This window comes from Vibrio sp. Vb0667, assembly GCF_033391095.1.
The window spans coordinates 1-12,131 of record NZ_JAWPOL010000054.1; the positions used below are offsets into that span (position 1 = coordinate 1).

Genomic DNA, 12,131 nt, shown 5'->3' on the forward strand with positions numbered 1-12,131 from the left:
GCAGACGGGTCTTCGCCAAGAGCGGCTGCCCATTCGTCTGCTAGCTTTTGATCGTCACTTGGTTCCATTTTTCTATCCTGTGTTACGCCTAACTCATGCCATAGCATGTCTGTTTAATAAGGTATCTTAATGGTCTATATCGTCTTCACTCTCAAGCTCGGACATGATGTCTTTACCTAAGAAAGCTAAATCTGTTTTGACGACATGTGGGCGCTCAATTTCCTCAGAAATTTGCACCGCTAATTTGTCTTCCGATCGACCCATTTTTACGCGATAGGTCGGTAGGTCTTCCACAAACATCGTCGCATGTTCTGGCATTTCAATCGGGATGATATCGCCCGGTTGCAGCTCCATGAGATCACGCAAAGAAATGTCTTTTTCGAGCAAGTTCACGCGGAAGTTAACCGGACAATCCATGATCTCTTCACGTAGTGCTGAGCTCCAGCGAACGTCCGTTTCCATCTTGTCAGACTGAACACCTGCGTCCAATAGTTCACGGATAGGCTCAACCATGGAGTAAGGCATAACGACATGAAAATCGCCGCCACCGCCGTCAACTTCTATATGGAATGAACTCACGACAATCACTTCTGTCGGGCTGACAATGTTTGCCATGCTTGGGTTTACTTCAGAGTCGAGATATTCGAACTCTACCCCCATCACTGGCGACCACGCTTCTTTATAATCTTCAAATACAATTTTCAGTAACAACTGAATGATGCGGCGTTCCGTTGGGGTAAATTCGCGGCCTTCGATTTTGGCGTGAAATCGACCATCACCGCCAAAGAAGTTTTCTACCAGAATAAAGACTAAACGAGCCTCCATGGTGATCAACGCAGTGCCTTTTAACGGACGAAAACGCACCATGTTCAAACTGGTTGGCACGTACAATGTGTTCTGGTATTCACCAAACTTCATCATCTGCACGCCATTGATCGACACCTCTGCCGTTTTACGCAGCATATTAAACAGACTAATACGCATGTGCCGTGCAAAGCGCTCGTTGATAAGTTCGAGCGTCGGCATTCGACCACGTACGATTCTGTCTTGCGACGAGAAATCAAAATTGACGGCACCCTCAGTGTCGTTTTCTATCGGTTCATCGACGTCATCAACATCGTCAACCCCATGCAATAGCGCATCAATTTCGTCTTGGCTTAATAGATCGGTCACGTTTTACCTATTGAATAACAAAATCTGTAAACAGTACTTTTTCAATCACTGGCTTACCGACCGCAGCATTCAGCGCTGCTTTGATATCTTCGGAAGCACGATCGCGCAATTCCACTCGTCCTGTAGGAGAGCGCAATTGATCAACCGTCGCGGAAGCAAACGTTGATAGCATAGAGCTTTCAATCAGTGGCGAATGATACCGCGCCAACTCTTCATTTTCTGCACCGCGAACCATTAACTGCGCTTTAATTTGAACCAACCTATCGCGGCTATCCCCAGTAACGTTAAATACAAATGCCTGAGGAAGATTCACATACGCGATGGGCGCAGCATCCGATGCCTTCACTTGAGCCTGTTGAGACGATTCAGCCTGAGCAGGTTCATCAGAGCCCATTAGAAAAAATGCCGCTGCCCCGCCACCAAGTAGTAATACTACAACAGCGATGATGATGATAAGTAACTTGCTTTTTCCTTTCGGCGCATCGGCCCCTTGTAACTGTTCTTCTGCCATTCTTGTCTCTTATTGTTCTTTTGAGTTACCAAGACGTTTTAGTGAGTTGCTTGGTAACCGTATGCCATTGCCGTTAAACGGCCTTTTATGCGTAAAAACTAATTCCATCACGCTTTGAAGCGACATTCAAATCCAGATTGACATCAGATTCAAAACCCTCTTCGGACTGTCCAGAAAAACCGCCACTTTGCGCGCTTTGACCATGTTGTTCAGCAGTATACCTACCTTGTTGTTGCCCGCTGTTTTGTTGCTGGACGGAAGAATCAGCCAGCTGCATACCTTGTTGCGCTAGCATTTCTCTCAAACGAGGGAGCGTCTGTTCAATAATGTCACGAGCTTGCGGGTTGTTCACTGTAAAATGTACATTGGCAACGTCGTTATTCATGGTCATACGAATTTGCATACGACCTAACTCTGGTGGATCAAGACGAATATCGAGATTTTTCAGATTCTTCGACATCATCATTTGCACTTTTTCCGCAACTTGCTCGTTAGCTAGCTCTTTAGTTAGTTGCAACGGAAGCTGAGCTTGTTGTGCAGCATCAATACGCGCTTGTTGCTGCACATTAATTCCTTGCTGACCTGCCATAGCCTGAAGCTGTCCAGCGAAGCCATGTTGGAGGTCCGGCTTATCTTGTTTATCCGCAGTCGCCTTTAGCGCACCAGTCGCCAATGCTGCGTTCATCACTTTCTGGCTAATCTCTCCGTCTTTCACACCCTGAAGCGACGTCGGCACTTGCGCGGCTATCAACATATCGGGCGTTGGAGATAATGCGACTTTATCTCCACTATGAGCAGTTTGTGGCTGGGGTACTTGAGCCGCTGTATGCTGGATTTGCTGAGACACTGCCATAGGTCCAGCCTGGCGAGTTAAATTATGTTGTACTTGTTGCTCTGCGAGAATCTGTTTAATGTCATTAGGGAGCGCAATAAATTGGGCAAGGTCTTGATCAGGAATATCCGCCGTGATCCTTCCTTGTTTCAACCCTTCAATGATCTGAGCTTCTTGCTGAGTCAGTGGTTTTCCTTGCGCCAACTTAGTATCTATAACTTCAAGTTCATCCAAGGAGACTCGTGGAAGCGCGTCGATGTTGGAACCATCAACGTCTGTTAACAACGGCGACAGATCATTAGCTACTTCACCACTGACCGCGCTCTTAGCCGTCGGATGGCTGGCTTGTTTCGCTAGCTCTTGCCAAGCAGCAAACTCAGGCGAAAGTTTGTCGACATCGATAGGTTGACCATTCTTATCTAAAATTGGCTCTAAGTCTTGTCCTGGGATCATCTGTGCTTGTTCAAGCGAATGAACTGATGGCGTTTCATTCAAAGCCAGCTCATCAAGGTGTGTCGAAACGGTTGCTTGCTCGTGGAACGAATGCACTAAATTCGCGCTCTGAGGCAAAACTTTGCCACTATCGATGGATGCATTACTCGCATTCAGGGTTTGATTCGCTTGTTCAATTCGACCAAGAAGCTGTTGTCCTTCGCCCATCGTGCTTTTTACGTCCACTGTATTTGATGGGTTGCTCGTATCGATTGATGTTGATTTCACTTTTTCAATAGCTTCAACATCATTCTCCAAAGGTGTGCTGTTACTCGCCTTTTGTAAACTTGCTTCTTCACTTAAGGTTGCATTCGGTTTGTTTGCTGATATTTCATCAAAACCATGGGGCTCGTCACTGACGGATTCTTGGCTTTCTTGCGCCAACAATTCGTCCGAGACGTTAGCAGAAGAAGTACTGCCTACATCCGCTCTTTCTTTTTCTTCAACCACTGTCGATTCTGTTGCTACTTTTTCGGGCTTTTGTTTACCAGCAAACGCATCGGTTAACGTTTCTAAAAATCCCTTGCTCTCAGTGCTCTCTGCGGACGCTTTAGCGGACACATCAGAAACTGGCGTCTTGGTAGTCACAGATACATGGGACAAATTCACACTCATTTAGAAACTCTCGTTCTCGTGGCTCTGAGTATATCGCTGGCAGGCAGCAATACTGGCGGCAAACTAAGGTCAAAAAGACCCGACACTGACAGCTAAAATGCAAAAATCACACCACAATATTGAGCCAATTCTCGGCAAGCTAATAGATGGCATGTTTATGGAACAAACATCAACAATACTATCCGATAACCTGGTTCCTAACATGATGTACAGCTACTTGATTGACTTTGAAAAACGATAAGCGTAAACAGACACTTGGCTTAACAATTAAGGAATCACTTTGAAGATCACAGAATTACGCCAATATAGAATCAGAGCAGGCAAAACAGAACAGTGGCTAAGTTGGATGAAGGAAGAACTGTTGCCCTATCAACGCTCACAAGGCATGCGTGTACTGAATACTTACGTCCACACTGGTGATGATGGACATGACTATTTTGTTTGGCTTAGAGAGTTCGACAATGAACAAGCACGCCAGGCTCTCTACGAAAAAACATACAACGAGTGGTGGGTTCGCGAGATTCGACCGAAGGTATTTGAGCTAATTGAACAAGACTCAATCAAAGTTACCTTACTTGAATCGGTAGAGATGTAGTCAACTGCAACACCGTAATGCAATATCGAACCGATAACGTTTAGAAACGATGTGGTTTTCGACTGTAAAGTAAGGTGGAAAACTCGTCCATTTGCTTTTGTTCGCGCTTAGCTTCAGCAAGTTGTTTCTCTTTTTCGCGTTTGTCTATCATCCACTCATAGGATTTGCGTTCTTTACGCACGGTTAACCAATATTCTTTACAGTTTTCAACCTGCTCTTTGAAATGACTTTCTGCTTGCTTTTGCTTAGATAAAGTTTCATCTAGCTGGGTAAGGAATCGATTTAAGTGTCCATATTGACTTGCCGTTAGGCCCGCCTGACCACGGTCGACGAGTTGCTGGCAATAATCAAGCCGATACTTTTCAATTTGTTCAACCTGACGGTAATAATCTTCGAGTTCAGAACGCGCTTTGTTCAGTGCAAGCACAGCTTGGTCTTCACGATCCTTAGTTTGCTCAAGTAGAAACTCCATCGCATTATTCATGCGCTATCACCCACCCAAAATGTTTCTAAGCATATTGACGCACATATCGTATGGCACCGATTCTTTCATGCTCTGCTGCAAGTATTCGTCTAACTTCGGTTTCAAAGTAAATGCGCCATCAATAGCAGGATCGGTACCCGGTTTGTACGCTCCAATCGAGACCAAATCTTGATTCTTGCGACAAATAGACAAGACCTGTCGCACCGCTTTTGACATCAAAACGTGCTCTTCAGTCGTGATTTGCGGCATAACACGGCTCACCGACTTCTCGACATCAATCGCCGGATAATGGCCTGCATCCGCCATTTCACGAGAAAGTACAATATGGCCATCAAGAATGGCTCGCGATGCGTCCGCTATCGGATCTTGCAAATCATCCCCTTCGGTCAACACGGTAAAGAACGCCGTAATCGAGCCTTGTTCGGCACTTCCATTACCCGCTCGCTCAACCAGCGCTGGCAGCTTGGCAAATACAGAAGGCGGGTAGCCTTTCGTCGCTGGCGGCTCACCAACAGAAAGTGCGATTTCACGCTGTGCTTGTGCAAAACGAGTCAACGAGTCCATCAATAGCAGAACATCTAACCCTTGGTCCCGGAAGTATTCAGCAATCGTTAATGCCGTTTGGCACCCCTTTAAGCGCATTAGAGGTGAAGCATCGGCAGGCGCCGCGACCACCACTGAGCGGCGACGACCGTCCTCACCCAAGATCTCTTCGATGAACTCTTTAACTTCACGTCCACGCTCACCTATCAGGCCGACGACCACAACCTGTGCGGTGGTGCCTCGCGTCATCATGCCAAGCGTGACCGATTTACCCACACCAGAACCTGCAAACAGACCGATACGCTGACCTTTACCAACCGTCAACAAACCATTGATGGCTTTTAGGCCAACATCGAGCGGTTCAGAAATTGGCTTTCGAGCCAACGGGTTGATTGGTTCGGCATTAAAAGGGGCACGATGATCGGTATACAAAGGGCCAAGTCCATCAAGTGGATTCCCAACCCCGTCTATCACGCGCCCAAGTAATTCCATGCCGACGGGTAAACCAGCGTCACTGGTTAAAGGGGTGACTCTCGCGCCAGGTAAAATGCCCGTAATTTGTTCGCTTGGCATTAAAAATAGGTTGTCACCTGAAAAGCCGACAACCTCAGCTTCCATCTGACCTGACATGGTTTCCACTAAGCATAAACTGCCAATTGGTGCGCGACAGCCGGTCGCTTCCAACGTTAACCCAACCACACGCACCAGTTTGCCAGAGGCGACAGGGCGCGTCGTAAGGCCTTCAACTTTGTAGCTTTTTAAGCGGTCAGCGAGTGCTTGCATGGATTACTCACCCTCTTGATGACGGTTTGCGCCACAAAAGCTGTGCAATACGCTTTTGACGCGTTCTTCCATGCGATAATTAATGCTTGATTCACCTGCTTCAATCTGGACGTCACCTCGATTGAGCGATGGCTCAGCAACTAACGTCCAGTTGCGACAATTAAGGTCTTCTTCACCATAAGCTGAACGAATAATCGCGACATCTTCTGGATTCAGGTGCAAGGTAATAGGGTGGCCTGATATTGGTAGCGCTTCGACCGACTGCTTCACTGTATCTAAAATAATTTGAGGGTTGGTTTGTACTTCAACGTGCACCACTTCTTTGACTAAGCAGAGCACCATATCCACCAGCTGCTTTTCAACCTGAGCATTCATCAACTCCAAAGGTTGAGCAAACTGATTGGCCAAGTTCATAAAAGTTTCAACTTGCTGCTGAATGTATTCTTGCCCTGCAGTTACCCCTTCAGCTTTTCCGAGCTCAAGACCTTCAGCATGGCCGGCTTGCAACCCTTCTTCTTTACCTTTGTCGTAACCTTGCTTAAAGCCAGCTTCCTGACCTTGATGTAAGCCTTCTTGATAAGCACCTTGCTTAATCAGTTCAATTTGTTCTTCGGTTAGCGCAAGTGGCTGCTCTTCTTCAGGCTCATCAAAATTCGGCACCCATCCCGGGTCATAGTTGAACGCGGTTTGTTTTGCTTGTTTGGCTTTAGGCTCGCCATAATCAGGCAGCCCCCAACGTTGAGGTTCGATCATCGAATCATCTTCATCAGGACGGATAAATCCACGTTTTCTATCGCCAGCCATGGGTTACCTATTGTGTGTTCGATTAAGAAGTGAGGGTGCTCCGCAATAGGATAATTGCGAAGCAATAGAAATTATAAGAATTCGTCAGCACCGCCAGACAACATGAGCTCACCAGCATCCGCCATTCGACGGGCAATTGCTAAGATTTCTTTCTGAGCGGCTTCTACATCTGCCACTCGTACTGGCGGCATCGCTTCTATGTCATCACGCATCATATCAGCAGCACGTTTAGACATGTTCTTGAAGACTTTCTCACGTAACGAGTCATCTGCACCTTTGAGTGCTTTTTGCAACACGTCTTGTGGTACATCACGCAGCAACTTCTGAATACCTTGGTCGTCCACCTCGACTAAGTTTTCGAAGACAAACATTAGGTCTTGGATTTGCGTCGCCATGTCTTCGTCCTGATCGCGAATTTGTTCCATCAACAAACCTTCGACGTTGTTGTCTAGGTAGTTCATGATCTCCGCTGCTGCTTTCAGGCCGCCAATTTTGGCTGCTTGTGCACCCGCTTGACCCGCGAACTGTTTCTCCATGATTTCGTTCAGCTCTGCCAATGCTGATGGCTGAACTTCTTCAAGGTTGGCAATACGCATCATCAGATCCAAACGCACGCGCTCAGGGAACTGAGACAAAATCTCTGCAGATTGGTCTGCTTCTAAATAAGACAGTACGATAGTTTGAATCTGTGGGTGTTCATTGACAATAATGCTCGCCACTTGGCGTGGGTCCATCCATTTCAAAGAATCCAAGCCTTTTGAGCCCGTACCAAGTAGGATCTGGTCAACTAAGTTGTTGGCTTTGTCTTCACCAAGAGCGGCAACCAGTGCATTACGCATAAAGTCTTCGCTGCCCATACCAATGTTGGTGTATTTCTGGATATCCTCCAAAAACGCACGATGAACAGCAGATACCTTGTCTTGGCTGAGATCCTTCGCGCGAGCCATCGCACTACCAACACGCTGAACCTGTTTTGGTTCTAGGTGACGGATAATGCCAGCTGCATCTTGTTCATTAAGGCTCAGTAGCAAAATTGCCGCTTTTTCTTCGCCAGTAATGGTTGAAACATCCAGCTCTACTGGCATTCCCGCGGCGTTGTCATCTTGAGGTACGATATCGTTAGCCATTGTCATTCATCCAGTTTTTCACTACTTGAGCAGCCAGTTCAGGTTCATTCGCAACCAGAGCGCGAACCGCTTTCAATACATCTTCATCTTTATGAAGGTTTGGCAAATCAATACTTGAGCCAAACTCGAACAGTTCGCTGCTTTCGATGTCACTGCCAATCAAGCTAGTTTCACCATCCGCACCAATCGGCAAGCCGTCTGGTCCGTACATTTCGTCTTCATCATCGCTGGTAGGGTTAAGCAATTTCTTCATTGCTGGGCGAACCAGAACCAACACAACCACAATAATCACTAATGCACTTGCGAACCAACGAACCCAATCACTGAAGTTAGGGTGCTCCCAAATTGGTGGTTCTTCTAGCTGCTCAGCCTCTGGCTCAGCAAACTTTACACTCAATACATTCAGCAAATCGCCACGGCCTTGATCAAAGCCAACGGTACCAATTAATACTTGGCGAATGGCATTGATTTCAGATTCGGACATTGGGGTATAAGTCACTTCACCCGTATCAGGGTTAACTTGACGACGGTCTTTAATCGCAACAGAAACGGTCTGACGAGCCACCGTCCCGGTCTGCTTTCGCTCGTGGCTGATGGTGGTATCTAGCTCAAAGTTACGCGTGGACTCTTTACGAACTGACCCCTGCCCCATGACAGAACCATCTTTCATTTGAGCCACATCTTGCGGAATAGAGGCATCCGCTGGAGGCTGATTACTCAACGCACCCGGAATACCCGCTACCATGTTACCGTTATTGTAATCTTCGAGTGCGTACTCACTGCGGGTCGCAGGGGTGTTCGGATCAAAGCGTTTGCGAGTTTGTTCAACCGCACTGAAATCCATTTGGATGTCAACCTGCGCCGTATAGTTGCCATAACCTAAAATCGGTAATAGTACGGAATCAATTTTTTCGCGCAGCGCTTGTTCTTGGTTGCGTTCTAATTCTTGTTCTTTGCGTCGCGCCGCAGAAGCAGGATCTTGGGAGCCTGAGCTGAGTAAGCGGCCATGCTGATCTGTGACGGTAATTCGAGAAGTTTTCATTCCCGGCACGGCACTCGCTACCATGTCGACAATAGAATCCACTTCTTGCTGCTTAAGGTTCGTGCCTGTCGACAATGTCAAAAATACCGACGCAGACGCTTCTTGGTTATGACGCACAAATACGCTGTGCTTTGGCAGTGCCAATAACACTCGTGCTTTGCGAACTTGCTTCATTTCTTCAATTGCTTGAGCCAATTGGCGCTCTCGACTGAGTTTGAGACGCTCTTGCTCGAGACGTTGTGAAACACCAAAACCCATGTCTTGCAGCAAAATATCATCGCCTGCTTCTGTAGCTTGGTTAACGCCGGAACGAACCATGCCAAGTTTGATCGAGTTGTACTCACTCGATTCAACAGAAACAGTATTGCCATCAAGCTTATAATTGATTTTCTGCTGGTCCAGATAATCCAGAACGGGGATCAATTCTTCGGTCTCATACGCACCAAGTGGGCGCATCTCCGGTTCTTTGACCCAAAAGAACAGCATCACGATCAATGCAACACAGATGGATATCGACAGCACAAGCACAACCTGACGAAGTAAATCGAGGTCGCCCACTGCCATATCGAATTTTGACGCACTGCGCTCCTCTAGATCTGGATTTTGACTCTCCACATCCACATCGGAACTTGCTACCAGTGCACCATCTGAGCCGCCTTCAGTGACGGTTAAATCTGTAGACTTGTCTGCCACACTTATTACCTAAATTACACTGGCATGTTCATGAGGTCTTTATATGCCTCAACGAGTTTATTGCGAATTTGAACCGTCGCATCAAAAGCGACACTAGACTTGTTACGAGCGATCATAACGTCAGAAAGGGATACATCGGCATCACCACGATCAAAACGGGTTTGTAAATCACCAGATGCTTTTTGAAGTGTGTTCACGTTATTGATGGCTTTAGTTAGGAGATCGTTAAAATCCGCTCCAACTTTCGCCCCACTTGCAGTAGGAGCCGTATTGGTTGCTTCTACCATCATGGCGCGCATTTCTGCCTGAATACCATCAATTTTCATTAGCACCTCTAAGCCAAAAGATTGACTATTAACAAAACTGATTATTGACACAGCAATTAACGTGCCATAAGACATTAGCAATCAATTTACTTACACTTTTTGTCTTATGGCCGTTGTCTGTGTTAATTCGGGATATCTATACCAGCATCACGCATTTTGGCAAGCTTATAGCGCAAGGTTCGAGGGCTTATACCCAGTTTCTCCGCCATTTCTTTGCGTCGACCATTACACTCAACCAAAGTCTCCAAAATAATGGCGTATTCTTGATCGCGCAGCTCGCTGCCTAAGCCTTCTCCACCAGTTACTGGGCGGCTGACACTCTCAGCTTGAGCAACTGGCTTAACATTGGGCACGACCATATCTGCATTTTGCACCACGTGTTGCAAGCTATTGGCATCTTGCCAATCTACGCCCTCGAGCAAAATGTGCTCTGCATCGATGTCGCCATTTTCACTTAATATCAGCGCTCGTTGAACCACGTTATCCAATTCACGAACATTACCCGGCCAAGGGTATTGCAATAGTTTTTCTAACGCAACGGTCGAGAATTGAGGCACTGGCATGCCCATTTTGCTGCAATGACGCTCAGCAAGATGCTTGGCAAGCGGTGCAATATCGCCTTTACGTTCTTTAAGTGCAGGCCACGCAATTGGGAATACATTCAGGCGGTAATATAAGTCCTCTCTGAAGTTTCCTTCTGACACGTATTGCTTAAGATCACGGTTACTCGTCGCTAACACACGAACATCTAACTTGATGCTTTTGCGACTGCCTAGGCGCTCTACTTCTCGCTCTTGCAAAACACGCAACAACTTCGCTTGCAGGTTCAGGTCCATTTCGCTGATTTCATCAAGCAAGATTGTGCCACCTTGCGCTTGTTCAAACTTTCCTGGGCATGCCTGAACAGCACCAGTAAATGCGCCCTTTTCATAGCCAAACAGTGTTGCTTCGAGCATATTGTCAGGAATCGCGGCACAGTTAATTGCGACAAAAGGACCATTTTTACGATTTGACGCGTTGTGAATATAACGCGACATCACTTCTTTACCTGAGCCACTCGGACCTAGCACCATAACATTCGCATCTGTACGTGCCACTTTATCGGCCAACGCGAGTAAGCGCAGACTTTTCTCATCAGCAACGATAGCATCACCGTTGTCATCACTTTTTATCGGTGCATAACGACTGACCATATTTAGCAACACTTCTGGTGCAAATGGTTTCGCCATGTAGTCAATCGCGCCATCTTTCATTGCAGACACGGCATCTTCAATGTTGGCGTACGCCGTCATTAGCAATACTGGTAAGTTAGGCCAATTCTGCTTGATGCTTTTGAGCAGAGCTAAGCCACCCATACCCGCCATTTGCACATCAGAAACGACGATATCAACCGTATTCGATTTCAGCTTCAACAGTGCATCTTCAGCACAGTCCGCTTCCAACCACTCATACCCTGCCAGAGCCAGAGTATCGACTAGGGCTTCACGAAGACCTTCATCGTCTTCTACGATCAGCACTTTGCTTTGCGCCATTATGATTCTCCAGAAATTGTTATTACCAAAAGCCGCTTATTGCGCTTCTGTTTGCACTCGCTCTAGCGGAATGCACATGGTGAAGCAGGCTCCATCACCCTGCTCTGAAATAAGCTCCAATCGACCGTCATGGGCACGGCAAACCATTTGAACAACTGCCAACCCTAATCCAGTTCCTTGAGAACGTGTGGTAAAAAATGGCTCCATGATTTTGGCTTGCAGTTCTTCGGGCACACCCGGTCCGCTGTCTTGCACAGAAATGCGTAACTCACCATTTACCGGGCGGAAAAAAATATCGACTTGCGATTCTTTACCAGACATTTGAATCGCATTCATGACCAGATTACTCAATGCAGATGCAATGGCGTTCGCATTGCCTAGTAGTTCAGTTTGTTCTTCTTCCACTTCTAGGCAGTAATCAATACTGTTGTTTTTTAGCGCGGTTTCGACCATCGGCTGATATTCCGCTACCAACTGGGCAATCGTAAATGGCTTAATGACTTTATTATCACCACCTTTAGCAAAAAGCAGCATATCATTAACCTGCTTTTCCAAATCGTGCAGTCGATCCATTAATTT

12 protein-coding genes and 1 pseudogene are annotated in these 12,131 nt (G+C 46.7%); 1 reads left to right on the forward strand and 12 read right to left on the reverse strand.

Translation table 11 applies throughout. From position 1 onward, the window contains the following. The 4 genes and pseudogenes from fliN to R8269_RS22790 form a co-directional block, all read right to left on the reverse strand. Window positions 1-68, reverse strand: a pseudogene (fliN, locus tag R8269_RS22775) (flagellar motor switch protein FliN); the annotation flags it as partial. Window positions 69-126: 58 nt separating this feature from the next. Continuing rightward, window positions 127-1,173, reverse strand: a complete 1,047-nt coding sequence (gene fliM, locus R8269_RS22780) for a flagellar motor switch protein FliM (protein WP_005380478.1) — start codon at window positions 1,171-1,173, stop codon at window positions 127-129. 7 nt (window positions 1,174-1,180) lie between these two features. Then, window positions 1,181-1,684 (reverse strand): flagellar basal body-associated protein FliL, encoded by a 504-nt coding sequence (gene fliL / locus R8269_RS22785; RefSeq protein WP_005380477.1) that lies wholly within the window; start codon window positions 1,682-1,684, stop codon window positions 1,181-1,183. A gap of 85 nt (window positions 1,685-1,769) precedes the next feature. Beyond that, window positions 1,770-3,623 (reverse strand): flagellar hook-length control protein FliK, encoded by a 1,854-nt coding sequence (locus tag R8269_RS22790; RefSeq protein ID WP_318222669.1) that lies wholly within the window; start codon window positions 3,621-3,623, stop codon window positions 1,770-1,772. 280 nt (window positions 3,624-3,903) lie between these two features. On the opposite strand from R8269_RS22790, the gene R8269_RS22795 reads away from it, so the two are divergent. After that, window positions 3,904-4,218 carry an NIPSNAP family protein gene (locus R8269_RS22795; protein WP_005380475.1) on the forward strand — a complete coding sequence of 105 codons (315 nt, stop codon included), beginning with the start codon at window positions 3,904-3,906 and terminating at the stop codon, window positions 4,216-4,218. Window positions 4,219-4,258: 40 nt separating this feature from the next. Here R8269_RS22795 and fliJ read toward each other — a convergent pair whose 3' ends face one another. The 8 genes from fliJ to R8269_RS22835 all read right to left on the reverse strand — a co-directional run. Beyond that, complete coding sequence (gene fliJ / locus R8269_RS22800) at window positions 4,259-4,702, reverse strand: flagellar export protein FliJ (protein WP_005380474.1); 444 nt, start codon at window positions 4,700-4,702, stop codon at window positions 4,259-4,261. 6 nt (window positions 4,703-4,708) lie between these two features. Then, window positions 4,709-6,028, reverse strand: coding sequence for a flagellar protein export ATPase FliI (gene fliI, locus R8269_RS22805; protein ID WP_285384768.1), 1,320 nt, complete (start codon window positions 6,026-6,028; stop codon window positions 4,709-4,711). A 3-nt stretch (window positions 6,029-6,031) separates the two neighbouring features. Continuing rightward, on the reverse strand, window positions 6,032-6,832 hold the full coding sequence (fliH, locus tag R8269_RS22810; RefSeq protein ID WP_005394317.1) for a flagellar assembly protein FliH: 801 nt from the start codon (window positions 6,830-6,832) through the stop codon (window positions 6,032-6,034). 71 nt (window positions 6,833-6,903) lie between these two features. Continuing rightward, window positions 6,904-7,959: a flagellar motor switch protein FliG gene (gene fliG / locus R8269_RS22815; RefSeq protein ID WP_005380470.1), complete on the reverse strand. Its 1,056-nt coding sequence runs from the start codon at window positions 7,957-7,959 to the stop codon at window positions 6,904-6,906. Then, window positions 7,952-9,694, reverse strand: coding sequence for a flagellar basal-body MS-ring/collar protein FliF (gene fliF, locus R8269_RS22820; protein ID WP_053306693.1), 1,743 nt, complete (start codon window positions 9,692-9,694; stop codon window positions 7,952-7,954). The genes fliG and fliF overlap by 8 nt, the downstream gene beginning before the upstream one ends. Window positions 9,695-9,708: 14 nt before the next feature. Further along, complete coding sequence (fliE, locus tag R8269_RS22825; RefSeq protein ID WP_005384482.1) at window positions 9,709-10,020, reverse strand: flagellar hook-basal body complex protein FliE; 312 nt, start codon at window positions 10,018-10,020, stop codon at window positions 9,709-9,711. A 122-nt stretch (window positions 10,021-10,142) separates the two neighbouring features. Beyond that, window positions 10,143-11,552: a sigma-54-dependent transcriptional regulator gene (locus R8269_RS22830; protein WP_005394318.1), complete on the reverse strand. Its 1,410-nt coding sequence runs from the start codon at window positions 11,550-11,552 to the stop codon at window positions 10,143-10,145. 36 nt (window positions 11,553-11,588) lie between these two features. Then, window positions 11,589-12,131, reverse strand: a 543-nt coding sequence (locus R8269_RS22835; RefSeq protein WP_318222670.1) for an ATP-binding protein, incomplete at its 5' end; no start/stop codon positions are given.

What these genes read in the sequence shown, in the direction of transcription:
- fliL (WP_005380477.1), bottom strand. Translation starts at nt 1,684, where the DNA reads ATGGCAGAAGAACAGTTACAAGGGGCCGATGCGCCGAAAGGAAAAAGC.
- R8269_RS22790 (WP_318222669.1), bottom strand. Translation starts at nt 3,623, where the DNA reads ATGAGTGTGAATTTGTCCCATGTATCTGTGACTACCAAGACGCCAGTT.
- fliJ (WP_005380474.1), bottom strand. Translation starts at nt 4,702, where the DNA reads ATGAATAATGCGATGGAGTTTCTACTTGAGCAAACTAAGGATCGTGAA.
- fliI (WP_285384768.1), bottom strand. Translation starts at nt 6,028, where the DNA reads ATGCAAGCACTCGCTGACCGCTTAAAAAGCTACAAAGTTGAAGGCCTT.
- fliH (WP_005394317.1), bottom strand. Translation starts at nt 6,832, where the DNA reads ATGGCTGGCGATAGAAAACGTGGATTTATCCGTCCTGATGAAGATGAT.
- fliG (WP_005380470.1), bottom strand. Translation starts at nt 7,959, where the DNA reads ATGGCTAACGATATCGTACCTCAAGATGACAACGCCGCGGGAATGCCA.
- fliE (WP_005384482.1), bottom strand. Translation starts at nt 10,020, where the DNA reads ATGAAAATTGATGGTATTCAGGCAGAAATGCGCGCCATGATGGTAGAA.
- R8269_RS22830 (WP_005394318.1), bottom strand. Translation starts at nt 11,552, where the DNA reads ATGGCGCAAAGCAAAGTGCTGATCGTAGAAGACGATGAAGGTCTTCGT.